Genomic DNA, 26697 nt, shown 5'->3' on the forward strand with positions numbered 1-26697 from the left:
CAATCTTCGCGAGATTCCGCTGCGCACGTTGTCCGACAAGCCCACGACCCTGGCCGAACTGGCCGGCGACAAGGTCGTGCTGCTGGTCAATGTCGCGTCCAAGTGCGGGCTGACCCCGCAGTACTCGGGCCTGGTCGAACTGCAGCAGACCTACGGGCCGCAGGGCTTCACCGTGGTCGGCGTGCCGTGCAACCAGTTCATGGGCCAGGAGCCCGGCACGGCCGAGGAGATCGCCGAATTCTGTTCCGCCACCTACGGAGTGGACTTCCCGCTGCTGGAGAAGAGCGACGTCAACGGCGAGGGCCGGATCCCGCTGTACACGGAGCTGACCGCCACCGCCGACGCCGCCGGCGAGGCCGGGGACATCCAGTGGAACTTCGAGAAGTTCCTGATCGGGCGCGACGGCAGTGTGCTCGGCCGCTTCCGCCCCCGCACGGAGCCGAAGGATCCGGCAGTCACCGGCGCCATCGAAGCCGCGATCTGATATCGGACCGGTTTGATTCCGGCCAAAACCGCGCCGGAATGACAAGCTCGTCATCCCGGCGCCGGAATGACAAGCTCGTCATCCCGGCGCCGGAGTGGCGAGTCCGTCATCCCGGCGCCGGAGTGGCGAGTCCGTCATCCCGGCGCCGGAGTGACGAGTCCGTCATCCCGGCATGTTTTTGGCCGGGATCCACACCCCGCTATCCGCGCCGCCGCCGGTAGCGGACCGCGCACGGCTGCTCCAGCTGCACCACCATCTTGGAATGGTCGTTGCGGTAGGTGTGGGACGGCTGGGCCAGCTCGAATTCCCAGTCCCGCAACAGGATCGAGAAGATCGCCTTCAGCTGCATGAGCGCGAACGCCGCGCCCACACAGCGGTGCCGGCCCGCGCCGAAGGGAATCCAGTTCCAGCGGTTGGCCAGATCCTCCTGGTTGGGGTCGAGGTAGCGACCCGGATCGAAGTGCTCCGGATTCGGAAACGACTCCGAAATCCGGTTGGAGACAGCGGGACTCGCGGCGACAAGATCACCCGGGTCGATGCGGTGGCCGCACACCTCGAACTCGTCGCGCGCCACCCGCATGAGGATGATCAGCGGCGGATGCAGGCGCAGCGCCTCCTTCAGCACCGCTTCCAGGTGCGGAATCTGGCGCAGCGCATGGAAACTCACGTCCGAACCGTCGGCGTAGAGCTGATCCAGCTCGGTGACCACGTTCGCCAGCACGTCCGGATGGCGCAGCAGTTCGATGATCGTCCAGGCCGCCGTGCCGGAGGTGGTGTGGTGCCCGGCGAACATCATGGAGATGAAGATGCCGGTGATCTCGCTGGCCGAGAATCGGGGCTTGCCGAAGCGCGGGGAGGAGGAGCGATCGTCCTGGACGGAGACCAGCACATCCAGCATGTCCCGATCGTCCCTGCCCTGCGGCGGATTCGCCAGCCGCCCGGCCATGATGTGCCGGACCAGCTTCACCAGCTCCCGGCGCGCCTCGTCGCGGCGGCGGAAGCTTTCGATCGGCGCGTAGGGGTCCACGTAGCAGTAGGCGTCGGTGCCGCGCTCCAGTTCGTGGTAGAGGTGCGCGAAGCGGTCGTCGAGCTCCTCGCGGAACTTGGTGCCGATCAGGCAGGCCGAGGACGTGTAAATGGTGAGTTCGGCGAAGAATTCGAGCAGATCGATCTCGCCGGCGTCGCCCCAGCGCGACAGCATGCGGTCCACCTCGCGGGCGATGGTGGTGGCGTGCCCGCGCATCTGCTCGGCCCGCAGGGCGGTGTTGTGCAGCATCTCCTTGCGCCGTTCGGGCGGTGCGTCGAACACCACGCCCTCGCCGAAGATGGGCTTCATGAACGGATACGCCGCGGCCTGATCCAGCTCGTCGTCGCTGGCGCGGAAGAAGAACTCGTTGGCCTGCGCGCCGGTGAGCAGGATGACATCGCGATCCGCCAGTCGGAACGAGCCGATATCGCCGCATTCGGACCGCACCCGCGCCATCAGGGCGATGGGATCGGTGCGGAATTCCTCGAGGTGGCCGTGCTCGTGCTCGCCACCGGATACCGCGCGCGGTTTGACCAGGGTCATCTGTGACCTCCCGGGTAGACACCTGTCCAGACGGTACTACGGAAGCCATTGCACGACAAGGGATCTCACGGATTCGGGAGAAATTCGGGAAAAGGTGAAATCAGGGCTTGAGGATGCGCAGCGCGGATTTCTCCATGCGCTCGGCAATTTCGGCATAGGACGCATAACCCATACCCGCCCGCACCAGCGCGCCAGCGTAGATCATTTCCAAGGTTTCGACGAGTTCGGGATCCGCCGCCGACCCCAGGGCGTCGATCAGACGCCGCCGAATCTCTCCGCCGATCCGCAAGCGCAGATGCGCCACATCGGGATCGGTGCCGAGCAGGGCGGCCGTCACCGCGCCGGCCAGGGTCGGCTCGTCGGCCATCAGCAGGGCGATCTGCCGCAGCACCGCCAGCACCCGCGCGGTGGAGTCCGGATCCTCGCTCCCCGGCGCTTCGGTGGCCGCGAGCCGCCGCCAGAACATCTCCGCGACCAGGTGTTCCTTCGAACTGAAATACGTGTACGCGGTAGCCGTACCCACCCCGGCCCGCGCCGCCACCATCCGCACCGTGAGCCCCGCGAACCCCTCCTTGGACAACACGTCCATAGCGGCCCGCGTCAGCTTGTCCACGGTCTCGGCCTGCTTCTCGGTAAGCCGCCGCCGAGTAGCCTCCATACTCACCGCCGCCCGTGCGGAATGGGGTTCAGACACGTGTCCAGATGCTACTATGCTCGGACCCCTCGAGCAACTCCCGATATACCAGACGCGCATGAATGAGCCCCCCGGAGAAAGGCTTTCGATTGACCTCTCCCGCGCTCATCGCCACCATGCGCGAATTATCGGCACTCCCAGAGCAAATCGCGGAAATCGCGCGCCCTTACCTCGGTAACGGCGTCATCGTGGAACTCACGACTCGTCACGAATCCCCGGAGCCGAATCGGTACCGGGAAACGCTGCGCGGCTGGCGGACTCCGATCCGCCTGTTGCTGATCGACATCCCCGATTCCGCGGCGGCCGATGCCGCCTACGACGATTGGACGCACTGGATCGCCGGCGGCGGTCTGCTGGCGGTCGCGGGCTCCCGCCTGCGCGAACGCGCGTCGGCCACCGGCAAGTTCCGTGACCTCGCCACCGCGCCGGGACTCGCTGTGCTGCAACGCATCGCCGCGTGCAACTAGGCGAGCCCGGGCGGCCGGCTCAGGGTTTGGACAGGCCCAGGGGGACCAGCTTGTCGGAGAGGCGGTCGAGGTAGGCGAGGACTTCGGGTTCGGGCTTGTCGGGGAGGCCGTAGAGGACGTCGGTGACGCCGGCCTCGGCCCAGGCGGAGAGCTGGTCCGGATTGGGCTTGAAGGCGAGGGCTACTACGCGGGGGGCGCCTTCGCGGCCGGCTTCGTTCCAGTGCTTTCGGAGGAGGCCGGTGGAGGCGGAGACGTCGGATTCGGTGGGGGTGGTGATCCAGCCGTCGGCGGAGCGGGCGATCCACTGGAAGGTTTTGTCGGTGCCACCGGCGCCGATGAGCAGGGGGATGTGGGGTTGGACGGGTTTGGGGTAGGCCCAGCTGGGGCCGAAGCTGACGAAATCGCCGGTGTAGGAGGCTTCTTCCTCGGTCCACAGGGCGCGCATGGCCTCGACGTACTCGCGCAGGACGGTGCGGCGCTTGTTGCCGGGGACGCCGTGGTCGGCCAATTCGTCGGTGTTCCAGCCGAATCCGGCGCCGAGGGTGACCCGGCCGCTCGACAAATGGTCGAGGGTGGCGATGGTCTTGGCCAGGGTGATGCAGTCGCTCTCGGTGGGAAGCGCCACGGCCGTGGACAATTCGATCCGGGAGGTGACGGCCGCGGCGGTGCCCAGCGCTACCCAGGGGTCGAGGGTGCGCAGGTAGCGGTCGTCGGGCAGGGCGGCGGTGCCGGTGCCGGGGTGGGCCGCCTCGCGTTTCACCGGAATGTGGGTGTGCTCGGGGACGAAGAACGAGTCGAAGCCTCGCTCCTCGGCGGCCCGGGCGGCGACGGCGGGCGTGATGCCGCGGTCGCTCGTGAACAGGACGATACCGAATCGCATGGGGGAGAAGCCTTTCAGAGCTGCTTGGCGGCGGAGACGCCGGCGCGGCGGCCGTAGAAGCTGCCATCGCCGAGGGAACATCCGGAGGCGTAGCCGCCCGCGCAGATGCCGGAGGTGACGCGACCCGCGGCGTACAGGCCGGGAATGGGGTCGCCGGAGACGTGCAGGACCCGGGAGTCGAGGTCGGTGCGCAGGCCGCCGAGGGTGAAACCGCCGGTGTAGCCGCGCAGATCGTAGGCGCCCAGCGGGGTGCGGATGGGCTTGACCCACTCGGACTTCTTGTGCAGGAAGGGATCCGAGCCCTGCTGCGCGTGATGGTTGTACAGATCGATGGTCGACTGCAGGGTGCGTTCCGGCAGCCCCATATCGCTCTCCAGCTCGGCGACCGTCTCGGCGACCCAGGTCGGCGCGACCCGCAGGAAGGACAGCGAGGACTGGGTTTCCATCGCCTCCTCCAGCGCGAGCTCGTCGATCACCAGGTACGCCTTGTTGTCCTGATCCTGCAGCACCGCCTGCCCCATGCGCCCGGCATAGGTGTCCTCGGTGACGAAGCGCTGACCGTGGCCGTTGACCAGGATGCCGCGCGCCACCAGCTGCGGGTCGACCACCAGCGCCACCTCGGTGGCGTCCATGTGCGCGAGATCCGCGCCGAGAGCCTGCGCTACCTGGATGCCGATGCCGTCGTGCTCCTCGACGGTGGCGGTGGGCCGCCCGGCAATCTTCGGGGCGAAGCGCAGCACCATCTCGTGGTTGTAGGCGAAACTGCCGGTGGCCAGCACCACGCCGCGCCGCGCGCGCACCTGCACCGGCTTGCCGTAGCGGGTCGCGGCCACGCCCACCACGCGGCCGGAGTCGTCCACGATCAGCCGGCGCAGCCGGACATCGTATTCGTGGCGCACGCCCAGCTCGTCGGCCTTGGCGGCCAGCGGCTCCATGAGCATGTAGCCGCCGCCCTTCTCGCCCAGCTTCTTGTCCTTGGTCCAGGCCAGGTGGCCGCGCGGCGCGGGCGGGACGAGATCCTTGAAGGGCGCGGCGTTTTCGCCGCCGGAGTACATCAGGCCCTGGTCGGCGGGCGGCTCGTAGCCGGGCTCACCCCAGAACTCCTCCTTGAACGGGACGCCGTGCGCGACAAGCCAATCGAAGTGCTCGACACTGTTGTGGCAGTAGTCATGGATCTTGGCCTTGTCCACGCCCGGACCCAGGGCGGCGGTGAGGAACGCCTCCATGTTCTCGGCGGTGTCCTCGAAGCCGAGCTTCTGCTGCAGCGCGGTCCCGCCACCCAGGTAGATGAACCCGCCGGACATGGCGGCCGCGCCGCCCCAGCCGCCGGTGCGTTCCAGGACCAGAACGTCGGCCCCGGAATGCGCGGCCTCGATGGCCGCGCACACCCCGGCGATGCCGAAGCCCACCACGACCACATCGGCCTCGTAGTCCCAGTTCTCGACCTCGCCGGCCGGAAGCGGCCGAACGGTAGCGGTCTCCGCCATGTGGTTGTTCCTAACTCTCAGGAGCTCTCAGGGGCTTCGCCCCCGAACTCCGAGGGACAGAGGGCAAAAACTATTTTTGTTGCTTCTTCGCGAGTGTCTTGCGAATCACGCCGTCCAGCTTGGTGGCGGTGGGCCAGCCCACGTAGTGGGCCAGGAACACCGAAATCTCGCGCAGCTGCTCCGCGTCGAGTTCGCCATTGCGCAGCGCCGCGCCGACCTGGATCTCGGCGATCTCCGAATTCCCTTGCGCCGTAATGGCGCCGATCAGCAACAATCGCCGGTCGCGCAGGGACAGGCCGGGCCGATTCCAGATGTCGGCGAAGAGATGGTCGACGGTGACCTCGTAGAACGGGTCGCCTTCCAGGTCGGGCAGGTCGAAACCGTAGACCTCCGACATCTTCTTCAGCCCCCGCTGCCGGGTGTCGGACGGCTGGTCGTCGGTCATGAATGCTCCTTCGCGAGGGGGCCCGGGCCCACGCCGAGGCCGTCGCCCAGGTCGTGCAGTGCCCGCTGAGCCAGTGGCAGATCGATATTCAGCCGGGACGCGAGATCCAGAGCCAACGAGAGATCCTTCTCGCCGAGATCCCGGACGTGCCCGAGGATGGGGAACCAGAAATCGTCCGGTTCGACCGGGGCGGTGGTCTTGCGCAGCATGATCGCCCCGGGCCCGCCGGTGTGCGAGTCGGAGTGGCGCACCACCTTGCCGAGTGCGGCGAGGTCGAGGCCGGACGCCTCCGCCAGGCGCTGCGCCTCGGCGGCCGCGGTGAAGGCGACGAAATGCAACAGGTTGCGCGCCAGCTTCATTCGAGTGCCCGCGCCGACCTCGCCCGCGTGGATCACCAGCGAGCCGAAGCGGCCGAAGGGTTCTCGCACCGCCTCGAAGGCCGTCGCGCTGCCGCCGACCATGATCGCCAAAGCGCCGCGCTGCGCGGCGGGAGCACCGCCGCTGATCGGAGCGTCGACGAATTCGACTCCCCGCGTGGCGCATTCGGCCGCCAGCTCGGCGGCGGTTCGATCGGAGATGGTGGAATGCACCGCCAGCACGGTCCCGGGTTTCGCGGTCCGCAACAACCCGTCCGGCCCGGCGATCACCGTGCGCACCTGCGCGTCGTCGAGCACGACGATCGACACGACCCGGCAGTTCTCGGCGAGTTCCGCGGGTGTCTCCGCGGCCTTCGCCCCGGCATCGATGAACGGCTGCACCGCATCCGGCCGCATATCGCAGACCACCAGCCCGCCGGGCCAGTCGGTGAGGCGGTGGGCCATCGGCGCGCCCATATTGCCCAGGCCGATGAATCCCACCGCGAATTCGGCTGCCTCGCTCACGGCCGGAACACCTGCCCGCCATCGACATTCAGCACCTGGCCGGTCACCCATGCGGCATCGTCGGACAGCAGATACAGGCAGGCGCCGACCATGTCCTCGGTGGTGCCCAGCCGCTTCAGCGCCATCTGTTTCACCAGCTGGTCCACGAACTGCTCGGGCACGATGCTGCGGGTGGCCTCGGTGTCGGTGGGCCCGGGCGCGATGGCGTTGACGCGAATCTTGGCGTGCCCCAGCTCATGCGCCAATTGCTGGGTCAGGCTGTTGATTCCGGCCTTGGCCAGACCGTAGAAGCCGGAGTAGGTCCAGGCGGCGGTGGAGGACTGGTTGACGATGGACCCACCGCCCGCCTTGGCGATGTGCGTGTGCACGGCCCGGGTCATGTTCAGCGCGCCGTCCAGGTTCACCGCCATGAACTTCTTGTAGTAGTCCCACGGCACGGTGAGCAGGATGTCGAGCTTCATATCGCCGTAGATGGCGGCATTGTTGACCAGGTGGTGAATGCCGCCGAATTCGGCGACGGTGAAATCGGCGACGGCCTTGGCGGATTCCGGGTCGGCCACATCGACCTGCGCGAAGACGGCGGTCCCGCCGTCGGCGGTGATCTGTTTGGCGGTGGCCTCGCCCAGCTCGCTGTTGAGGTCGGCGACAACGACTTTCGCGCCCTCCTTGGCCAGCGCGCGGGCGTACGCCGCGCCGATGCCCCGGGCGGCTCCGGTGACGATGATCGACCGGTCGGTGAAACGGCTCATGACTCTGCTCCTCAGATGCCGGTCGCGATGAGTTTGGTCTCGGTGTATTCCTCGAACCCGAGGACGCCCATCTCCCGGCCGATGCCGGACTGCTTGTAGCCGCCGAAGGGCGCGTCGGCGGAGTACCAGACGCCGCCGTTCACGCTGAGCGTGCCGGTGCGCACGCCGTTGACCACGGCACGCAGGCGTTCTGGATCGCTACCCCACACCGAGCCGGACAGGCCGTAGGAGGAGTCGTTGGCGATGCGGACGGCGTCGAGGTCGCCGTCGTGCGGGATCACGGTGAGCACGGGACCGAAGATCTCCTCCTGCGCCACCGGCGAACTGTTGGGCAGGCCCGTGACGAGGGTCGGTTCCACGAACCAGCCCGGACCGTCGCCGCGTCCGCCGCCGGTGACGATGGTGCCGCCCTCGGCCCGCGCGATATCGAGATACCGTTCGACGCGGGCGCGCTGACGTTCGGAAATCAGTGGGCCGCAGACGGTTCCAGCCTTGGCCGGATCACCGGGCTTGATACTCGCCAGGGTGCGCGCCGCGGCTTCCACCGCCTGATCGTGCAGCTCCCGAGGCACCAGCAGCCGGGTACTGATCGCGCAGCCCTGTCCCGCGTGCACGCACACCCCGAACGCGGCGTAACTGGCCGCGGCCGCGATATCGGCGTCGTCGAGCACGATGAACGCCGACTTGCCGCCCAGCTCCAGAAACACCTTCTTCAACGACCCGGCGGCCGCGGTCATCACGGCCCGGCCGGTCGCGGTCGAGCCGGTGAACGAGATCATGTCCACCCGCGGATCGGTGACGAGCTGGGTGCCCAGACCATGGTCGTCGGAGGTGACGATATTGACGACGCCGGGCGGAATATCGGTGTGCTCGGCGATGATTCGGCCCACCACCGCCGCGCACCACGGGGTGTCGGGCGCGGGCTTGAGCACCACCGTGGCGCCCGCCGCCAGCGCCGGGCCGAGCTTGGCGAAATTGATCTGATGCGGGAAGTTCCACGGCGTGATCGCCCCGACCACGCCGATGGGTTCACGCCGCAGCCGGCGTGCGCTCTTGATGCCCATGGGCGAGGCGACGCCGAGATCGGTTTCCCACTGGTAGTTCTCGGCCAGGTCGGCGAAGTACCCGAGGTCGCCGATCGGGCCTTCCAGCTGCGGTCCGCTGGTCAGCATGCGGGGCGCGCCCGCCTCCGCGATGGTGATCTCGCGCAGTTCCTCGAGGTGCTCGCGCAGCGCGTCCCGCAGCTGCCGCAGGGCGGTCGCGCGCAAACCCGGGTCGCGCGACCAGTCGGTGGTGTCGAAGGCGTGCCGGGCCGCGGCGATGGCCGCGTCCATATCCCCGGCGTCGGCATTGGCGGCGTAACCGAGGACTTCCCCGGTGGCCGGATTCGCGGTGGTGAACACACCGCCGCTCCCCGGCGTCAGCTTGCCGCCGATCAGCAACTGCGAACCGCCGTCGGGGACGAGATCGCTCGGGCTCATAGGTAGCTCCCATGCTGTCCGGACACGTGTACGGACTATAGGTTCGTGGCTCGGAAACGCGCAAGAACATGTTTCAGTTCCGGGCGTCGCGGCCGTTCTCGGTTTCGGGATTCCGTTGTCAGGCGATCCCGTCGCTAGTACCGTACAGACACATGTCCAGCTACGTGTCTCCGTTCCTGGAAAACGTTCGTCGGAGCCGATGAACGCGTTATCGAAAATGAGGTCCGAACACGATGCCCGAGGTGCACACCCGATGACCGCAGCTTCCGTCGAGCCGCTGCTGTTCGACCCCTACGACTACCGCGTCCACGAGGACCCCTACCCCGTGTACGCGCGGTTGCGCGCCGAAGCGCCGCTGTATCACCACCCGGAGCTGGACTTCTGGGCGCTGTCGCGGCACGCCGACGTGGCCGCCGCCTTCCGCGACGATGTCCGGCTCTCCAGCGCCAACGGGGTCTCCCTCGACCCGGCCGCCTGGGGCCCGCACGCCTGGCGCACCATGTCCTTCCTGGCCATGGACGATCCCCGGCATCTGCGCCTGCGCAAGCTCGTCTACCAGGGCTTCACCCCGCGCCGCGTCACCGAGATGAGCGATCGCATCCGCGAGATCACGCTGCGCTACCTCGAACCCGCGCTCGCCAGTGGCGATTTCGATTGGATCGAAGCGGTCGCGGGGCGGCTGCCGATGGATGTCATCTCCGAGCTGCTGGGCGTCCCGGAGGCGGATCGCGGCGAATTGCGCAGGCTCGCGGACCTGCTCGTGCATCGCGAGGAGGGCGTGCTGGACGTCCCCGTCGCGGCCATGGAGGCCGCCCTGCAGCTGGCGGGCTATTACAGCGAGATGCTCGCCGCCCGCAAGCAGAAGCGCACCGGCGACCTGACCTCCGCGCTGCTGGACGCCGAGGCCGACGGGGACCGGCTCACCGACGAGGAGATCCTCGGTTTCATGTTCCTCATGGTGGTCGCGGGCAACGAGACCACCACCAAACTGCTTGGCAACGCGCTGTATTGGGCGGGCCGCAATCCGTCGCAGTACGCCAAGGTGGCCGCCAATCCCGACCTGGTCGAGGACTGGGTGGAGGAGACGCTGCGCTACGACGCCTCGACGCAGATCCTCGCGCGCACGGCCGCGGCCGACCTCGAGTACTACGGGCAGACCATCCCGGCCGGCGCGAAAGTGTTGCTGCTCATCGGATCCGCCAATCGTGACAGCGCCGCCTTCCACGACCCGGACGCCTACGACATCGAACGCGCCGACAAGGGCGGGCTGATCAGCTTCGGCCGGGGCGTGCACTTCTGCCTGGGCGCGCACCTGGCCCGGCTGGAGGCGTCGATCATGTTGCGGGAGTTCGCCACTCGCGTCCGGTCCTTCGCCATCGGCGAATCCGGTATCCAGCGCGTGCATTCCGTCAACGTGCGCGGGTTCGCGCACCTGCCCGTCGGCGTGGAGGTTCGGTAGATGGCACGCTTCGCACCACATCCCGATCGCCGGCCCGCGCTCGTGGCCGGCGCGTCCTCCGGCATCGGCGCCGCCACCGCGGAAGCGCTTGCGGCGCTGGGTCATCCGGTCGCGCTGGGCGCGCGCAGGGTCGAGATCTGCGAGACCCTCGCCGAGAAGATCCGCGCGGACGGCGGCGAGGCGTTCGCCGGACCGCTGGACGTGAGCGACACCGCCTCGGTCGACGCGTTCGTCACCGCCGCCGAGGAAGCGCTGGGGCCCACCGAGATCCTGGTCTCGGGCGCGGGCGATCTGGAGTTCGGCCGGGGCTGGGAGATGGATCCCGAGCTGTTCGAATCCCAGGTACGGGTGCATCTGGTGGGTGCGCAGCGGCTCGCGCACCGGGTGCTGCCCGGCATGATCGCACGGCGGCGCGGCGACTTCGTGATCATCGGCTCCGACTGCGCGGTCCGGGCTCGGCCCGGCGCGGGCGCTTACAACGCCGCCAAGACCGGCGTGGAGGCGTTCGCCACCCAGCTGCGCATGGAGTTGGAGGGCACCGGGGTTCGCTCGTCGATCGTGCGACCGGGGCAGACGCTGACCGGGATGGGCATGCAGGCCACGCCCGACGTGGTGGGTCCGCTGCTGGAGAACTGGGTGAAGTGGGGATTCGCGCGGCACGCGCAGTTCCTGCGGCCCGCCGATCTCGCCGCGGCCGTCACCGCCGTCGTATCCACGCCGCGCGGTTCGCATCTCGTGCTGGTCGAGGTGCAGCCGGAAGCGCCCGTGACGGGAGATGCCTGATGCGTCTGGTCGTCGATCTCGACCTCTGCCAGGGGCACGCCGTCTGCCAGGACGAAGCGCCCGAACTCTTCGAGGTGCCCAAACAGGGGCAGGTGCGGATTCTGCGCGCCGACCCCGGCGCCGATCTGGAGGCGGCCCGCGCGGCCGTCCGCTACTGCCCGACCCAGGCGCTGTCGTTGGTCGACGACAGCCCCGAATCCTGACCGCATCGAATCTTGACGAGGAGGCCGCCATGGCCTGGTCCCGCGACGAACTCGACGAAATGATCCGCCGCTGGGTGGACGAGAACAAACAGTGTGAGGCCCAAGGGGATTGGAAACCCCTCGACCACTTCTACACCGTGGACGCCACCTACGGCTGGAACTACGGCCCGCAACAGGAGTTCATGGCCGTCGGACGCGACGAGATCCGCGAGATCGCGCTCGGCCAGGAGATGTTCGGCCTCGAGGGCTGGACCTACCCGTACCAGGAATTCGTGGTGGACGAGCGCAGCGGCAGCGTCATCGGATTCTGGAAGCAGGTCAACGAGAAACAGCGGCCCGACGGCCGCCCCTACAGTCCGGAGGGCCTGGGCGGCAGCTGGTTTCGCTACGCCGGCGACTTCCAGTGGAGCTGGCAGCGCGACTTCTTCGACTTCGGCAATGTGACAGCGCTTTTCGTGGAGATGATCTCCAACGACGCGCTGTCGCCCGGCATGCGCAAACGCATGGAACGGTCCATGTCGGGACAGCCGCTACCCGGCTGGTACCCGGTCGGGAAGAGCCCGGCGCCGCTGTGGTGAACAGCGGATACGAATCACTGACCAGATCCGAACTGGCCCGGCTGGTTCCGGAACTGCTGCTGTGCGGGCATCTGATCGACCGGTCGGGGATGGCGCACGTACTCGGCGCGCTGGGCCGCCCGGGCATGACCGCGGTGGCCATCGACGAATGGCGGCTGGCCAGCCCGGTGTACACGCGGCGCATGCGCAAGGCGCTGAACATCACCGGCGACGGCGTGGTCGCCATCTTCAAGGGCTTTCAGCTCGATATCGGGGCGCCGCCGCAGTTCATGGACTTCCGCTACCGGGTGATCGACCACGATCACGGCGAATTCCATCTCGACCACTGCGGCGCGCTCGCCGACGTGGAACCCATGGGCACCGAATTCGTGGTGTCGATGTGCCACGACATCGAGGACCCCACCTTCGACGCCACGGCCCTGGCCACCAATCCGCACGCCCAGGTGCGGCCGATCCATCGTCCGCCCCGGGAACCCGCGGACCGAAAGCCGGTGTGCGCGTGGACCGTCGTCATCGACCCGGCCCACGAACCGCCCGCACCCATGCCGGGTGCGGAGCTGGTCGCCGGGTCGGAGGCCGCGGGTACCGTGCTGTCGCCGATCGATCCCGACGACGAGGGCCTGGCCGACTATTCCGGGCCGCTGCTCAGTGATCTGCGCTTCGCGGACTTCTCGCGGTCGGCGCTGGTCCGGATCGCCGACGAGATCAGCCTGCAGCACCATCTGCTCACCCTCGGCTACCGGGCGGCCGTCGAAGAGCGCACGAAACCGGAAGTGGCCCTCGATATTCTGCGCAAGCAGTTCACCGGCATCGCCGGATTGACGACGGAGCGGATTCGCGCCGCGCTCGGTCTCGGCGACGATATCGCGGCGCTGGCCAAAGTGCTGCGCCTGCACCCGGCCTTCAATCCGGCCGCCTACGTGGATATCGAGGTCTCCACCGAGACCGCGGACGGGGAGCAGGCGGTGGAATTGCGGCTCGGGCGCGCCTGCGGCGCGGCCGATGACGGCTCGTGGCCGGCGCTGCTGGACGCCGACCATCTGCAGCCGCTCGACGCGCTGGTGCGCGGGGTGAATCCGCGATTCTTCAGCCGGGTCCGGGCGGTCGACGACTGCTCGCTGACCGTCGAGATCCGCTGTGCCGATACGCCTTTCCGGCTGGCCGACGAGGTCGCCATCACCCGCTTCAGCTCCGGGGCGGGCTTCGTGTTCGCCGACCGGGGCATCCCGCTCCCGCTCACCGTCCGGTAGCCGCAACCACCAGGAGATACGGCCATGGCGTGCAATTTCGCCGACCTCTACGAACACATCGCCGATGCCGTGCCGGACCGGACCGCGGTCATCGAGGGTGCGCGGCGGCTGACCTTCGCCGAGCTCGAGGCCCGGGCCAACCGGCTGGCCCACCACCTCGCGGCCGCCGGCGCCGGGCCCGGGACGCACATCGGGTTCCACATGCACAACAGCATCGAATCGCTCGAAACGCTGTTGGGCTGCTACAAGATTCGCGCGGTGCCGGTGAACGTCAACTACCGGTACCGGGCCGAGGAACTGCACTACGTCTACGACAACGCCGATCTCGAGATGGCGGTGCATCACCGCTGCTACGCCCCGCTGATCGAGGAGATCCGGCCGCGGCTGAGCGGGCTGCGCCACACCCTGGTGGTCGAGGACGATCAGGGCGGGGCCGGGCTGGCCAGCGCGTCGACGCCCTACGAGGAAGCCCTCGAATCAGCTTCGCCGGGAAGGGATTTCGGCCCGCGCAGCCCCGACGACCACTTCATCATGTACACCGGCGGGACCACCGGGCTGCCCAAGGGCGTCCTCTGGCGGCAGGAGGACATGTGGCGGGTCCTCGGCGGCGGCATCGACTTCTACACCGGTGAAGCCGTCGCCGACGAATACCAGCAGTCCCGGATGGGCGCCCAGAACCCCACGCCCATGACCTGGTTCGTACTGCCGCCGCTCATCCACGCCGCGGCCATGATGCCGACCTTCACCGCGCTCTGGTCGGGCAATACGGTGCTGTTCCAGCCGCGCTTCGACCCGGACGAGGTCTGGCGGGTGGTGGCGCGGGAACGGCCGCAGGTGCTGGTCGTCACCGGCGACGCCATCGCCCGGCCGCTGGTGGACGCGTACCGGGCCGCGCCGGTGGACGCCTCCTCGCTGGTGTCGATCGGCTCCGGCGCCGCGCAACTCACCCAGCCGGTGAAGAACGCACTGCTGGAACTGTTTCCGAGCACCCTGGTCACCGAATCCATCGGATCCTCCGAAACCGGTTTCGGCGGTATCGGATTCGCGCAGAAGGACGACGACCCGGCGCGCGCGCCGCGGGTCACCACGGGGCGCGGAGCCCTGGTCGTGGACGAGGCGGGCCGGCCGGTCGCGCCCGGCGGCGAGGGCTGGGTCGCCAAGACCGGGAACGTGCCGCTGGGCTACTACAAGGATCCCGTCAAGACCGACAAGCTGTTCCGGACCGTGGACGGCGTCCGGATGGTCATCACCGACGATCGGGCCCGGGTGGAGGCCGACGGGTCGGTGACGCTCATCGGGCGCGGGAACATGGTCGTCAACACCGGCGGTGAGAAGGTCTTCCCCGAGGAGGTCGAGGCCACCCTCAAGGCCCATCCGACGGTGTACGACGCCGTGGTGATCGGGCTGCCGCACGAACGCTGGGGACAGCAGGTGGCGGCCGTGGTGTCGGCGGCCGGCGACACGGTCGACTTCGCCGATCTGGAGCGGCATGTCCGGGCCCACCTCGCGGGCTACAAACTGCCGCGCCAGATCTGGCTGGCGCCGGCGGTGTCGCGCACGCCCAGCGGCAAACCCGACTATCGCTGGGCCAAGTCGTACGTGGCGGCCCGGGCCTGCGATCACGAGGCCCGGTGAATGGAAAACTCGGCGGAATCCCCGGCGCACCGCACTGAAACCTGTTCTAATTTTGGCATGGAAGCGCATTCCGTCCTCGGTGAACAGGTCCGCATGCCGGTGCAGATCCGCCACGCGGACGCCTGCTCGGCGCTGTTCCTGGTCGATGCCGGGGCCGCGCGCGCACTGCTGGCCGACGCGGGGCTGGAGCCGGTGGCCGTGCTCGGGAAGGCCGTGCTGTCACTGGCTTTCGTGCGCTACGTGGACGGGGACCTCGGGCCCTACCACGAATTCGCGTTCACGCTGATGGCCAAGCAGCGCGGCCGCAAGGACAGCACCGGCGCCTACATCCACTGGCTGCCGGTGAACCAGAGCTTCACCTGCGCAGCGGGACAGTCGATTTGGGGCTTCCCCAAACTCATGGCCGACATCGCGATCACACCCGACGGGCGCGGGCATCGCTGCGAGGTGCGCGTCGACGGGCAACTCGTGATCGCGCTGCGGGTCGCGGACGGCTTCCCCATGCCCGGCGGTGCGGGCGGCGCCTCCATCGACGCCTACACCTGGCGGGACGGAATCCTGCGCCGCACACCGTGGGTCATGAATCCGGGCGCGGTCACCGGACGGCCGGGCGGCGCGCGGGTGGAACTCGGCACCCATCCCGTCTCCGACCAGTTGCGTGCCCTCGGCCTGCCCAAGGGCGCGCTGTTCTCCAGCCGAATCGGCGCGCTCCGCATGACATTCGAGGACGCCGCCACGGTATCGCCAACCCGGGAGGGCCGATGAACCGGACAGCACTCGTCACCGGAGCGGCCAGCGGCATGGGCCGCATCGTCGCGCAGCGGCTCGCCGCGGCCGGCTGGAACGTGGCGGCCGTCGATCTGAACGCCACCGGGCTGGCCGAAACCGCCCTGCGCTCACCGAACATGCACACCTACACCTGTGACGTCTCCGATTCCGACCAGGTGCGCGCGGTGGTGGACAAGGTCCGTTCGGAACTCGGCGCCATCGACCGGCTGGTGCACGCCGCCGGCATGTGCCATGTGCACGCCTCCGTGCTGGATCACGACGTGGCGCAGATCCGAAAGATGATGGACGTCAACTACATCGGCACCGTCAACCTCTGCCAGGCCGTCGTTCCGGCCATGAAGCAGGCGGGCGCGGGGACGGTGGTGCTGTTCGCCTCGCTGGCCGGCTGGCTGCCCTCACCGGGCATGGCCGGATACACCGCCTCCAAGCACGCGGTGGTCGGACTCGCCGACAGCCTCTCCTACGAACTGCACGACACCGGGGTGCGGCTGCTGGTGCTGTGCCCGCCCATGGTGGAGACGCCGTTCCTGGACAAGGTGCGCGCCGAGAACGCCAGCGTGCTCGGCAATACCGGCGGGGCCACCCCGGAGAGCATCGTGGACGCGCTGGAAAGGGCACTGGCCAAACCGAAGACGCCGCTGTTCGTGCTGCCGGGTCAGGCGAAATCGGCCTATTTCATGCGGCGTTTCCTGCCCGGCGTGGCGCGCGCCATCGTTCGCCGCTCGGTGCGGCCGACCTGACCGAGTAACCCCCAGACGTGGATGTCGGCACGTGCTCCGCTCGACATCCGCACCGGCGCTGGGCAGCCGAGGCTCTGTGGCTGCCCAGCGCCGAAACCCGCTACCGCGCGGCAATAATTCGGTGGCGCGCTCACCTCCCCACCAGGCACCCTGGGCTGTCTGTACTGCTCGAAGCACTGATTCGAGAGGGGATGGATGAGTTCGCGCACCTCCGCGGCGAGGCTGGTTCTGCGCTATTACGGCCGGGAGATGGCCCGGCGCAAGACGATCACGGCCCTCGCCATGCTGGGCCCGGCCTTGGGCAATGTCTGCCAGCTCTATATCGCGCCGCTGCTGGTCGCCGTGCTGGTCGGCAAGGTCGCCGCCACCGGCGACTCGTCCTTCGGCGCGCTCGCGCCCTACGTGCTGGCCTTCGCCGGGATGCTGCTGGCCTCGGAGGTCCTGTGGCGCATCGGCCTTCACTTTCTCAACCGCCTGGACGCCTACGGCATCGAAAGCCTCTACACCATCGCCATGGACGAACTGCTGGCCAAGGACGCGGCGTTCTTCCACAACAACTTCGCGGGGTCGCTGACCAAACGCGCCCTGAGCTTCGCAGGCCGGTTCGAGGAGTGGGCCGACACCTTCGCCTTCGAGATCGTGTCGGCGCTCGTGCCGATGGGGTTCGCGTGCGTGGTGCTGTGGCGCTACGACCCCATGCTGGTGGTCACCCTGCTCGGCCTGATCGCGCTGTGCGGCGTGGTCGTCGCCCCGCTCATCCGGCGGCGGCAGCGCCTGGTCGACGAGCGCGAGGCCGCGGTCGCGCTGGTCTCCGGGCACGTCGCCGACAGCCTGTCGAACATGCAGGCCGTGCGGGCCTTCGCGGCCGAACCGCAGGAGGCGGCCGAGCATCGGCGGCGGGTGCTCGAGCAGCGGCGCAAGACGCTGCGGTCGTGGGATTACAACAACCTCTACATCGACACCGCGGTCATGCCGCTCATGGTGATCGTGAATGTGCTCGGGCTGCTCATCGCCCTGGGCATCGACGGCGGGCATGCCTCGGTCGAGGTGATCATCGTGGCCTTCACCTACTACTGGAACGCCACCGGGATCATGTTCCGGTTCAACCAGATCTATCGCCGGCTGGAGAGTTCCACCACCGAGGCCGCGCAGTTCACCGAACTGCTGCTGGAATCGCCGACCGTGCTGGATCCGGCCGAGCCGGAACCCTTGCGGCCCAACGGGTTCGGCATCCGCTTCGATCGCGTGGACTTCGCGCACGCGGGTGCGCCGCCGCTGTTCCGCGGACTGGATCTGGACGTGCCCAGCGGGTCGCGGATCGGGCTGGTCGGGCGCTCGGGCGGCGGCAAGAGCACCATCACCCAGCTGCTGCTGCGCATGATGGACATCGACAGCGGCGCGATTCGCATCGGCGGGCAGGACATCTCGCGGCTGCGCCAGCGTGATCTGCGCAGCCTGCTGTCCTACGTGCCGCAGGATCCGGCCATGTTCCACCGCACCCTCGCCGAGAACATCCGGTTCGCGCGCCCCGACGCCACCGACGACGAGGTGCGGTGCGCCGCCAAGGCCGCCCACGTCACCGAATTCGCCGACGGACTGCCCGAGGGCATGGACACCCTGATCGGTGAGCGCGGCGTGAAACTGTCCGGCGGACAACGCCAGCGGGTCGCGCTCGCCCGCGCCATCCTGCGCGACGCGCCCATCCTGCTGCTGGACGAGGCCACCAGCGCCCTCGACTCCGAGAGCGAAATCCTGGTCCAGCAAGCACTCTGGGAAGTCATGGAGGGCCGCACCGCCCTGGTCGTCGCCCACCGTCTCAGCACCGTCGCCGACATGGACCGACTGATCGTCCTCGACCGCGGCCGCATCATCGAACAGGGCACCCACGAGGAACTACTCCACGCCGAAGGCACCACGCCCAACTCTGGCGGCACCAGTCCGGCGGCTTCCTCCCCGAGGAACTGGCCACCCGATAAGGGCGGCGACCCACCGCTGGGGGGCTGGGGGCAGAGCCCACCGCCTTTGGGGCTGGGGGCAGAGCCCACCGCCTTTGGGGCTGGCGGCAGAGCCCACCGCCTTTGGGGCTGGCGGCGGAGCCCACCGCGTTTGGGGCTTGGGGCGGAGCCCAGCGCGTTTGGGGCTAGGGGCGGAGCCCGCCGCCTTTGTCATCGGGGGTTTGGGGGCGTCAGCCCCCAAATCTCTCAATTCCCTTGGAAGTTGGGCTTGCGCTTCTCGGCGAAGGCGCGCGGCCCCTCCTTCGCATCGTTGCTGCGGAAGACCGGCAGACCCACCTTCGCGTCGATCTGGAACGCCTCTTCCTCGTGCATCCCCTCGGTGTCGCGAATGACCTTCAGAATCGCCTGCACCGCCAGCGGACCGTTGTTGTTGATCAGCTCGGCGATCTCGAGCGCCTTGTCCAGCGCGGTCCCGTCCGGCACCACATGCCCGATGAGCCCGAAGTTCAGCGCCTCGGCGGCGGTGATGTGCCGTCCGGTCAACAGCAGCTCGGCCGCCACGGTGTAGGGAATCTGCCGCGGCAGCCGCACCGCCGACCCGCCCATCGGGAACAGACTCCACTTCGCCTCGGACACACCGAATTTGGCGCTCTCGCCCGCGATGCGGATATCGGTGCCCTGCAGGATCTCGGTGCCGCCCGCGATGGCCGCGCCCTCCACCGCCGCGATCAGCGGCTTGGTCAGGCGGCGGCCCTTGAGCAGGCCCGGCATCCGCGACGGATCGAACGACGAACCCGCGGCCATGCCCGCGCTGGGATCGCGCTTGCTCATGGCCTTCAGGTCCGCCCCCGCGCAGAACGCGCCGCCGGCGCCGGTGAGAATGCAGGAGCGGATCTCCGGATCGTTGTCGACGGTGTCCCACGCCTCGGTCATGATGGCCAGCATCTCGCCGGTCAACGCGTTCTTGGACTGGGGCCGGTTCATGGTGACGATCAGCGTCGCGCCGCGCTTCTCGACCAGAGCGTGCGGTTCGGTGTTGCTACTCGTTTCAGCAGTCGCTGCGGTCATCGCCGACCCTTCTTTCCACATGGACAATCAGAGATTCCGGCACGAAACTACCCCGCACCGTTGTCCTGAACAATAACGTGTTCTAGTTTGGATCATGGTGACCGCCGTCACGGGCGGCAAGTAGTGGAGAGAGTCCCATGAGCACAACGAGTACGCAGAGCGGCTCCAAGGCGAAGCTGCCCCCGCGCGTCACGGAGTCCCTCGTCAACCGGCTCACCGCGATGGTGACCGCGGGCACCGCCGGGGAGGCCCGCGAGCCCTTCGAGATGACCGAGGTCTACACCGGCGATGTCGTCGGCTACCTGCCGCAATCCTCGCCCGAGGACGTCAAGGCCGCCGCCGAGATCGCCCGCGCCGCCCAGCGGGAGTGGGCCGCGCGGCCGCTCGCGGACCGGCTCGCGGTGTTCGAGCGCGCGCACGAACTCATTCTCTCCGAGATCGAGACCCTCGCGGACCTGATTCAGATCGGTTGCGGCAAGGCCCGGCGCATGGCCATCGAGGAGGCCTGCGACACCCCGATGGTGATCGCGCACTACCTCAAGACCGCGAAGAAGACCCTCAAGCCCAAGAAGCGGTCCGGCCCCATGCCGGTCATCACCACCTCCACCGAGGAGCATCGGCCCAAGGGTGTCGTCGCGGTCATCGCGCCGTGGAACTTCCCCTTCGCCATCTCCATGTCCGACTCCACCCCGGCGCTCATCGCGGGCAACGGCGTGATCATGAAGCCGGACAACAAGACCGCGCTGTGCACCCTCTACGGCATCGAACTGCTGCACAAGGCGGGGCTGCCGCGCGGCCTGGTGCAGGTCGTGTGCGGTGGCGGCCCCGACGTCGGGCCCACCCTCATCGACAGCGTCGACTTCGTCATGTTCACCGGATCCACCGCCACCGGGCGCACCATCGGCGAACAGGCCGGGCGCAACCTCATCGGTTGCAGCCTCGAGCTCGGCGGCAAGAACCCGATGATCGTGCTCGACGACGTGAACCTCGACGAGGCCATCCCCTCGGCCATCTTCGCCGTGTTCGGCAATACCGGCCAGGCCTGCATGCACATCGAGCGCATCTACGTGCACGAGCGCATCTACGACGAATACCTGCGCCGATTCGCCGCCGCCGCCGAGGAACTCGGCAAGACCTTGGGGGCCAGCTACGACTTCGAACCCGAGATGGGCTCGCTGGTCTCCGTCGATCACATGAAGCGCGTCGCCGCGCATGTCGACGAGGCTCGCGAGAAGGGCGCGACCGTCGTCACCGGCGGTAAGCCGCGCCCCGACATCGGGCCGGCCTTCTTCGAACCCACCGTGCTCACCGGCGTCACCAAGGACATGGCCCACGCCACCCAGGAGACCTTCGGGCCCGTGGTCACCATCTACAAGTACAGCGGCGTCGACGAGGCGGTCGCGCTGGCCAACGACACCGATTACGGTCTCAATGCCAGCATCTGGACCGGAAACATCGAGCGCGCAACCGCTTTGGCGGAGCGGCTCGAGGCGGGAGCCATCAATATCAACGACGGCTTCGTCACCAGTTACGCGGCCAAGGGCACGCCGTCGGGCGGGGTCAAGCAGTCCGGAGTCGGCACCCGGCACGGCGCGGCCGGTCTGCTCAAGTACACCGACACCATCAATGTCGGGGTGCAGAAGAAGCAGATCATGGCTGCTCGCGCGTCCATGCCGTACGAGAAGCAGCTCAAGTCGACGCTGCTCACGCTGCGTCTGATGCGTCGCCTGCATCTGGGCTGAGAAATGTTGCACGGCAAGGGTCCCGGCCGGTGTGGCCGGGACCCTTCGTCGTTCTGGAATCCAGGGCCGTCTCGAGTCACGGCCGCTGCGCGGTCAGCTCCAGGTGTGCCACGCCGATGATGTGCGCGCCCATCGAGAACGAGGCGACCGTCGGCGTCGTGGTGGCGGGCAGCCCCATGGTCGGTGTGTCCAGGGCCAGCACCGAGATCCGGTAGTGGTGCGCGGTGTCCCCGGCCGGTGGGCACGGGCCCAGGTAGCCCGCGGTTCCGGCGTCGGTGGCTCCAGCGACGCCTGGCGTGCCCGCGGTGAAATCCATTGCGGTGGAGGGGATATCCCAACTCATCCAGTGCCAGAAGCCCGCGCCGGTGGGGGCGTCGGGGTCGAACATGGTGACGGCGAAGCTCTTCGCCGCGGCCGGGGCTCCGGACCAGGTCAGGTGCGGGGCGTGGTTGGCGGCGGTGCAGCCGAACGCGCCGGCGTAGGCATCGGCGGGGAAGCTGCCGGCTGCGTCGGCGGTCACCGTGAACGACGCTGCCGTGGCCGGGACGACGGGGCGGACCTGGATAGAGGTCGGCGTCCGGGTGGTCGTGTCCGCGTCGCTGCCGCACGCGGTCAGGCCGGTCAGGGCCGCCACGGCGAAGGTCGCGGAAACGATGCGTGCGGTGCGGTTCATGGCGCGACTCCTCGGTATTCGACTGCTGAGACAAGGGTCCCGGGATCCGGGACGCGGTGGGAGATCCTGCGCACCCTGGTATTCCGCGTACCACCCACCCGCGCCGCCTAGGCTGAGCGGGTGACGAGCACGGAATCCGGTAGCGAGCTGGGCGCGTTCCTGCGCGCGATGCGGGAGCGGCTCAGTCCGGCCGCGGCGGGGCTGCCCGAGGGCGGTACCCGGCGCACACCCGGGCTGCGGCGGCAGTAGGTCGCGCAACTCGCCGCCGTCAGCATCGACTGGTACATCCGGCTCGAGCAGGGACGCGTCGGGACGCCCGGCGCGGGGATTGCGACAAGCGAATTCCGGTGCGCGTGCGCAATATCCTCAACGTCGAGAGCGGCTACAACGACGGCATCGTTTCCCCGATCATCATCTTCGCCCTCGTCCTGGCCGGCGACCTCACCCAGGACCACACCCCGCTCAGCGCTCTGGCCACCGCGGGTCCCGCCGCGCTGAAAGCTTTGCTGACCGGCGCGGGATTCGGTGCGGCCCTTGCCTTCCTGACCAACCGCGCCGACGCCGCACGCCTGATGAACCTGCAATCCAAACGCCTGATCATGGTCGCCGCCCCGCTGGGCTCCTACGCCCTGTCGGTGGCCATCGACGGCAACGGCTTCGTCGCCGCCTTCGTCTGCGGCTTCGTCATCCACCGCGTCCGCAGAACCGAGGAACACGCCCGCGAACTGGAACTGATCGAAGACATCGGCTTCCTGCTCACCGTCATCATGTGGTTCGCCTTCGGCGCCACCGTCGTCTACACCCTCTGGTACGGCGCCGACTGGCGCCTCTGGCTCTTCTCCGCCGCCGTCCTGACCATCGTCCGCATCATCCCGGTCATGCTGTCCCTCATCGCCTACCGCCTCACCCCGATCGAGAACTTCCTCATCGGCTGGCTGGGCCCCCGAGGCACCACCTCCATCGTCTTCGGCCTCCTGGCCTTCAACAAACTCCAAAACCACCACGCCGACCTAGCCCTCACCACCATGGTCATCACAGTCCTCGGCAGCGTCCTCCTCCACGGCCTGGGCTCCCCCCTCACCGCCCGCCGCTACCGCCGCAAAGCCGCCCCCTCCTAGCCCTCGCGCCCTTTGGACCGTCCTTCGAGGGCTTTCCGGATGAGAGCGCGCGCCTCGTCGCCCGACACCGACTGGCCGGCCAGCACATCGAAAGCGCGGCCGTACTGGGCGATCTCGCGGGGTTGGGTAACCGTCAGCTCGGCGGTGACGGTTTCGACCATGACCCTGGAGTTGTCGAACATGGTGAAGTTCGTCATCGACACCTGGTACGGCGATTCGGCCGGGACGATGCCGAGAAGCACTCTCGGCATACCGATTACGGCCAGCAGCCGATCCAGTTGCCCGATCATGGTGCGGTCGTCGCCTACGGTGGTCAGCAGGGCTTGCTCCGCCAAGACGAAGTGGAACCGATGGTTCCGCCGGTACAAGATCTGTTGGCGTTCCATCCGTTTGGCTACGCCTTCATCGATGTCGTTGGGAACCTGCTGGAATTCGATGACCCTTCGGAGCACGCCTTCGGCGTATTCCGCTGTCTGGAGCAGTCCCGGTATCAGGAACGGGTGATAGACCCGCATCACTTCGGTTCCGGCCTCCAACCTGATCGAAGCCTGTTGCCGCCGTGTGGTTCCGGTGCCGAGGACGCGTCGCCACTCGAGCCAGGCGGCTTCGATGTTCCGCAGAGTGGCTATCAAATCGGGTACCTGAGCGTCGGAGCCGGTGAGACCGCACCAGGCCCGGATGTCCTCATCGGTGGGCTTGGTCTTGCCGTACTCGATCTTCGAGACCTTGGTTTGATGCCATCCGGCCCGATGGGCGAGCTCGGTCCCCGTCAGGCCCGCATCGAGGCGAAGCTCTCGAAGTCTCGCCCCGAGAGCTTCTTTGGCCTGGTCCAGCGAACTTGTCACGGTTCGCGATATTCCGACAGTGGGACGGACCGAGCCCAGACGCGTTCTTTGACTGTCCGGATGTATTCGACGATCCGCGGGTCGACGGTAACCGCGCCGCCGACCCAGCGCCCGTTGTCTCCGGGCTCGAAGACGGTGAACGCTACGACCGAGTCGTCGAAGATCCACCAATCATCGGTGGTCAACTCCTGCGGGTCGATCAGGTGGCGTGGCAGGTAACGCACATCTTCGCCCGCCTCCACATTGAGGCGGGCAACATGTTTCGCATATCGCGTGTAGTCGTTGTGCGGGGTGGTGACGACTCGCGCGCGGTTCACCGCTACCCCTCGGCCGACTGATTCCCGGACCTGGTTCAGCCAGGGCTGAAACCACTCGTAGTCCTCGGCCTCTCCAGAGAGGAACCGCACGAGAGGTGGGTAGTCCGGCGGATAGTAGTCGTCCCTGACCTCGAGGTGGAAGGCTTCACGCTGCGCCTCGCGGAACAGGTCGTCGAACGCCTCACCCTGCACTAGTTGCATTGCCGTAGAACGTCCTTCCCAGCTTGGGCACTTCCACGCAGGTCTCGTCAGGGTAGATGTCCATCTGCCCGAGAGCCTCGGGGTCTGTGACCGGGGCTCCGGACAAGATGAACGTTCCACGCCCGCTGTCGGTCATAGGCGCGCCGAGGAACGTGTCCGGGTCCACGAATCCCGTGAGGTGATGCGGGATTTCGATGGTTTCGGGCGTGCCCGTCTTCCAGCCTTGCACCACATAGGTGTCGTGATCGGTCGTATAGAGCGAAGGACATCCCCCGCCTTCGGTACCGCATTTGCCGAGGAACTGTAACCGCATGGTTCTGCCTCCAATCGGAACAAGCACATTCATGCTCGCGCAGCTCCAATGATCCCCCTGCAATGTCCGCAATACCGTCGAATGATGGAGACGAGCATTCTCGAGCATGCCCATAGACGCAGCCGGTGGCCACTTCTTAGCGTTGGTTCATGGCGTTCGGGACCGATGCAGTCGTCTCGGTCCCGGACTGCCGGCCAGCGACCGAGAGGGGCAGTCGTGACCAAGCCAGACAAGCCCGCGAACGCACCACGCATCCGGCTGTTCCAGTTCCCCGGCGGCCTGCTGGAACTCCAAACCCACAGCGAGGACCCCGAGGACGATTCGGGTTTCTACCTCGAGATTCACGGCCACATCGCACTCGACGGACACGACAGAGAGGCTGTCATGCGTTACAAGCCAACATGTTTGGGCTACCTGCGAACGGATGTCTCCGGCCTGGCCCAACTCTGGGACGAGCAGCAGATACGCAAGCTCGCCGAACGATTCGGCTACGACCTATCCGAAATCGTGGTCTTCGACCCCCACTCGAACCGCCCCCCACTGGCACGCCTGAAAGCCCAAGCAACCCGCCTGGCCGCCGAAGCCGTCATCGTCCCAACCCCCGACCACTTCCCCAACGCTGAAATCCCGGCGCCACTGGTGCAACGAATGGACGTCATCACGGTCACCCCGGAACAGACCCACGCCCGTCACGCTCTGCCACCGTCATGAAACGAGGAAGGCCCTGACCAGGTGAACTGGTCAGGGCCTTCTGCTGTGTCTCAACCAACACGTCGGGGTGACAGGATTTGAACCTGCGACCTCTTCGTCCCGAACGAAGCGCGCTACCAAGCTGCGCCACACCCCGTGATGCGAACCTGGAGTAGCTTAGCGCACTGGTTGGCTGGACGTTAAATCGGCTGGTCAGGTGGTTTAAAGGAGGCGGAATGTGGCGAAGAGTTTGCGGGCGAAATCGGGGGTTACCGAGCGGTCTACGCCGGTGTCGGAGACGAGGGTGAGGACGAGGGAGCCTTTGCCGGTGCCGACCCTGATCGCGAAGGTGTAGACGGAGTAGGTGGTGGCGCAGCCGGCGGGGGCGGTGAAGGCGCCGCTGGTTTCGAGGAAGGTGCCGTGGAGTTGGCCGGCGTCGAGGGGCTGGGCGGTGCCGGGGGTGAGGGAGGTTTTGGTGGAGTAGCCGATGCGGGCGGCGTGCGCGCCCACGTCGGTGGCGGCGGCGGTGGCGTCGTCGATCTCCGAGGTGGTCAGAAACATGCTGGTGCGCACATTGTTCGGGCAGTAGTTCTCGCCCTCGGTGGCGAAGCCCACGGCCGGGATGCTGTCGGAGCTCGCGCCGAAGACGGTGGTGGTCTGGTCGATGTTCCAGTCGTGCGGGATGTCCCACGCGGCCTTCAGATCCTTGGGGACATCGACCTGGTAGCCGGGGATCTGGGGCGTCAGCGTGGAGGCGGGGGCCGTCGTGGTGGGGTGGGGCGTGGTCGTGGCCGGGTCGGTGGCCGAGGGTTTGGCGGGGCTGGAGGCGACAGGCGAGCCGGAATTGTCGTTGACCACCACCACGATCGCGACCACCGTCGCGATGACGACCACGAGCGCGCCCAGGCCCGCGAAGAGCCAGATCCGGCCTCGACCGCTCGGCGACGGGGGAGGGCTGTAACCAGTTGGGGGACTGGGCGCGAACATGTTCGGCCCGGACGAGTACGGGTTCTGCATCGTCGGTTCGTAATTCTGAACCGGGGGAACGGGATTCGGCCCCGACGCGTAAGGACTCGGCCCCGTGGGATACGGATTCGGCCCGGAGGCATAGGGATTCGGCCGCGGATACGGTGTCGGTGGCGGAGCGGGGTTCGGCGCGCCGTGGCCGTGCACCGGCCCCTGCCACCAGTCCCCGCTGGA

Annotated in this window: 28 protein-coding genes, 1 tRNA gene and 1 pseudogene; 15 read left to right on the forward strand and 15 right to left on the reverse strand. The window is 67.9% G+C overall.

The genetic code is table 11. From position 1 onward, the window contains the following. Window positions 1-19 precede the first annotated feature (19 nt). Complete coding sequence (locus D7D52_RS03590) at window positions 20-484, forward strand: glutathione peroxidase (RefSeq protein WP_425464653.1); 465 nt, start codon at window positions 20-22, stop codon at window positions 482-484. 199 nt (window positions 485-683) lie between these two features. On the opposite strand, the gene D7D52_RS03595 is transcribed toward D7D52_RS03590, so the two are convergent. Both D7D52_RS03595 and D7D52_RS03600 read right to left on the reverse strand, forming a co-directional pair. Beyond that, complete coding sequence (locus D7D52_RS03595; protein WP_120735043.1) at window positions 684-2054, reverse strand: cytochrome P450; 1371 nt, start codon at window positions 2052-2054, stop codon at window positions 684-686. A gap of 100 nt (window positions 2055-2154) precedes the next feature. Then, window positions 2155-2718 (reverse strand): TetR/AcrR family transcriptional regulator, encoded by a 564-nt coding sequence (locus D7D52_RS03600; protein WP_120735044.1) that lies wholly within the window; start codon window positions 2716-2718, stop codon window positions 2155-2157. A 119-nt stretch (window positions 2719-2837) separates the two neighbouring features. Here D7D52_RS03600 and D7D52_RS03605 point away from each other — a divergent pair, with 119 nt between their 5' ends. Further along, window positions 2838-3215, forward strand: coding sequence for a hypothetical protein (locus D7D52_RS03605; RefSeq protein WP_162958152.1), 378 nt, complete (start codon window positions 2838-2840; stop codon window positions 3213-3215). A gap of 19 nt (window positions 3216-3234) precedes the next feature. Here the strand turns inward: D7D52_RS03605 and D7D52_RS03610 are convergent, their stop codons facing one another. The 6 genes from D7D52_RS03610 to D7D52_RS03635 all read right to left on the reverse strand — a co-directional run bounded on the left by D7D52_RS03610 (window position 3235) and on the right by D7D52_RS03635 (window position 9138). Continuing rightward, window positions 3235-4095, reverse strand: coding sequence for an LLM class F420-dependent oxidoreductase (locus D7D52_RS03610; protein ID WP_120735046.1), 861 nt, complete (start codon window positions 4093-4095; stop codon window positions 3235-3237). 14 nt (window positions 4096-4109) lie between these two features. After that, window positions 4110-5582 carry an FAD-dependent oxidoreductase gene (locus D7D52_RS03615; protein WP_120735047.1) on the reverse strand — a complete coding sequence of 491 codons (1473 nt, stop codon included), beginning with the start codon at window positions 5580-5582 and terminating at the stop codon, window positions 4110-4112. 70 nt (window positions 5583-5652) lie between these two features. After that, window positions 5653-6027: a carboxymuconolactone decarboxylase family protein gene (locus D7D52_RS03620; protein WP_120735048.1), complete on the reverse strand. Its 375-nt coding sequence runs from the start codon at window positions 6025-6027 to the stop codon at window positions 5653-5655. Then, on the reverse strand, window positions 6024-6908 hold the full coding sequence (locus D7D52_RS03625; protein ID WP_281279164.1) for an NAD(P)-dependent oxidoreductase: 885 nt from the start codon (window positions 6906-6908) through the stop codon (window positions 6024-6026). The genes D7D52_RS03620 and D7D52_RS03625 overlap by 4 nt, the downstream gene beginning before the upstream one ends. Next, window positions 6905-7657, reverse strand: a complete 753-nt coding sequence (locus D7D52_RS03630; protein ID WP_120735050.1) for an SDR family oxidoreductase — start codon at window positions 7655-7657, stop codon at window positions 6905-6907. The genes D7D52_RS03625 and D7D52_RS03630 overlap by 4 nt, the downstream gene beginning before the upstream one ends. Window positions 7658-7668: 11 nt before the next feature. After that, window positions 7669-9138, reverse strand: coding sequence for an aldehyde dehydrogenase (locus tag D7D52_RS03635; RefSeq protein WP_120735051.1), 1470 nt, complete (start codon window positions 9136-9138; stop codon window positions 7669-7671). Between the two features lie 253 nt (window positions 9139-9391). Here D7D52_RS03635 and D7D52_RS03640 point away from each other — a divergent pair, with 253 nt between their 5' ends. The 9 genes and pseudogenes from D7D52_RS03640 to D7D52_RS38985 form a co-directional block, all read left to right on the forward strand. Next, entirely contained in the window at window positions 9392-10597 is a 1206-nt protein-coding gene (locus D7D52_RS03640) for a cytochrome P450 (RefSeq protein WP_120735052.1), read from the forward strand. Further along, a complete protein-coding gene (locus D7D52_RS03645; RefSeq protein WP_120735053.1) occupies window positions 10598-11380 on the forward strand; it encodes an SDR family oxidoreductase in 783 nt (260 codons plus the stop codon). It abuts the gene before it with no gap. Next, window positions 11380-11583, forward strand: coding sequence for a ferredoxin (locus tag D7D52_RS03650; RefSeq protein ID WP_120735054.1), 204 nt, complete (start codon window positions 11380-11382; stop codon window positions 11581-11583). Before D7D52_RS03645 ends, D7D52_RS03650 begins: the two co-directional genes overlap by 1 nt. Before the next feature lie 29 nt (window positions 11584-11612). After that, window positions 11613-12161, forward strand: a complete 549-nt coding sequence (locus tag D7D52_RS03655; RefSeq protein ID WP_120735055.1) for a nuclear transport factor 2 family protein — start codon at window positions 11613-11615, stop codon at window positions 12159-12161. Beyond that, entirely contained in the window at window positions 12155-13411 is a 1257-nt protein-coding gene (locus D7D52_RS03660) for a hypothetical protein (RefSeq protein ID WP_120735056.1), read from the forward strand. Before D7D52_RS03655 ends, D7D52_RS03660 begins: the two co-directional genes overlap by 7 nt. 24 nt (window positions 13412-13435) lie before the next feature. Further along, window positions 13436-15046, forward strand: a complete 1611-nt coding sequence (locus tag D7D52_RS03665) for an acyl-CoA synthetase (RefSeq protein WP_120735057.1) — start codon at window positions 13436-13438, stop codon at window positions 15044-15046. A 57-nt stretch (window positions 15047-15103) separates the two neighbouring features. Continuing rightward, the gene (locus tag D7D52_RS03670; protein WP_120735058.1) at window positions 15104-15811 is read left to right on the forward strand and encodes an acetoacetate decarboxylase family protein; all 708 of its coding nucleotides are present in this window, start codon (window positions 15104-15106) and stop codon (window positions 15809-15811) included. Next, entirely contained in the window at window positions 15808-16575 is a 768-nt protein-coding gene (locus D7D52_RS03675; protein WP_120735059.1) for an SDR family NAD(P)-dependent oxidoreductase, read from the forward strand. Before D7D52_RS03670 ends, D7D52_RS03675 begins: the two co-directional genes overlap by 4 nt. A 282-nt stretch (window positions 16576-16857) precedes the next feature. Beyond that, a pseudogene (locus D7D52_RS38985) lies at window positions 16858-18243 on the forward strand (ABC transporter ATP-binding protein); the annotation flags it as partial. Between the two features lie 533 nt (window positions 18244-18776). Here D7D52_RS38985 and D7D52_RS38990 read toward each other — a convergent pair. After that, window positions 18777-19598, reverse strand: a complete 822-nt coding sequence (locus D7D52_RS38990) for a crotonase/enoyl-CoA hydratase family protein (protein WP_120735060.1) — start codon at window positions 19596-19598, stop codon at window positions 18777-18779. Between the two features lie 137 nt (window positions 19599-19735). Between D7D52_RS38990 and D7D52_RS03690 the strand changes: the two genes are divergently transcribed. After that, on the forward strand, window positions 19736-21340 hold the full coding sequence (locus D7D52_RS03690) for a succinic semialdehyde dehydrogenase (RefSeq protein WP_120735061.1): 1605 nt from the start codon (window positions 19736-19738) through the stop codon (window positions 21338-21340). Window positions 21341-21416: 76 nt separating this feature from the next. Here the strand turns inward: D7D52_RS03690 and D7D52_RS03695 are convergent, their stop codons facing one another. Then, entirely contained in the window at window positions 21417-22013 is a 597-nt protein-coding gene (locus tag D7D52_RS03695) for a YbhB/YbcL family Raf kinase inhibitor-like protein (RefSeq protein ID WP_120735062.1), read from the reverse strand. Window positions 22014-22133: 120 nt separating this feature from the next. On the opposite strand from D7D52_RS03695, the gene D7D52_RS39805 reads away from it, so the two are divergent. After that, window positions 22134-22262, forward strand: a complete 129-nt coding sequence (locus D7D52_RS39805) for a hypothetical protein (protein ID WP_281279248.1) — start codon at window positions 22134-22136, stop codon at window positions 22260-22262. Window positions 22263-22360: 98 nt separating this feature from the next. Further along, window positions 22361-23131 carry a cation:proton antiporter domain-containing protein gene (locus D7D52_RS03700; protein ID WP_162958153.1) on the forward strand — a complete coding sequence of 257 codons (771 nt, stop codon included), beginning with the start codon at window positions 22361-22363 and terminating at the stop codon, window positions 23129-23131. Here the strand turns inward: D7D52_RS03700 and D7D52_RS03705 are convergent. From D7D52_RS03705 to D7D52_RS03715, 3 genes are read right to left on the reverse strand one after another with little or no spacing between them, the layout of a single operon-like run. Then, complete coding sequence (locus D7D52_RS03705) at window positions 23128-23976, reverse strand: helix-turn-helix domain-containing protein (RefSeq protein WP_120735064.1); 849 nt, start codon at window positions 23974-23976, stop codon at window positions 23128-23130. The genes D7D52_RS03700 and D7D52_RS03705 overlap by 4 nt on opposite strands. After that, entirely contained in the window at window positions 23973-24485 is a 513-nt protein-coding gene (locus D7D52_RS03710) for a DUF6879 family protein (RefSeq protein ID WP_222932781.1), read from the reverse strand. The genes D7D52_RS03705 and D7D52_RS03710 overlap by 4 nt, the downstream gene beginning before the upstream one ends. Then, complete coding sequence (locus D7D52_RS03715; RefSeq protein WP_246023622.1) at window positions 24475-24840, reverse strand: hypothetical protein; 366 nt, start codon at window positions 24838-24840, stop codon at window positions 24475-24477. The genes D7D52_RS03710 and D7D52_RS03715 overlap by 11 nt, the downstream gene beginning before the upstream one ends. Window positions 24841-25023: 183 nt before the next feature. Here D7D52_RS03715 and D7D52_RS03720 point away from each other — a divergent pair, with 183 nt between their 5' ends. Next, window positions 25024-25518, forward strand: coding sequence for a hypothetical protein (locus D7D52_RS03720; RefSeq protein ID WP_246023623.1), 495 nt, complete (start codon window positions 25024-25026; stop codon window positions 25516-25518). Between the two features lie 62 nt (window positions 25519-25580). On the opposite strand, the gene D7D52_RS03725 is transcribed toward D7D52_RS03720, so the two are convergent. Next, window positions 25581-25654: transfer RNA gene (locus tag D7D52_RS03725), tRNA-Pro, on the reverse strand. Window positions 25655-25719: 65 nt separating this feature from the next. Then, the gene (locus D7D52_RS03730) at window positions 25720-26514 is read right to left on the reverse strand and encodes a DUF8017 domain-containing protein (RefSeq protein ID WP_162958154.1); all 795 of its coding nucleotides are present in this window, start codon (window positions 26512-26514) and stop codon (window positions 25720-25722) included. Between the last annotated feature and the right edge of the window lie 183 nt (window positions 26515-26697).

Origin of the sequence: Nocardia yunnanensis (assembly GCF_003626895.1) — a bacterium.
GTDB lineage: Bacteria > Actinomycetota > Actinomycetes > Mycobacteriales > Mycobacteriaceae > Nocardia > Nocardia yunnanensis.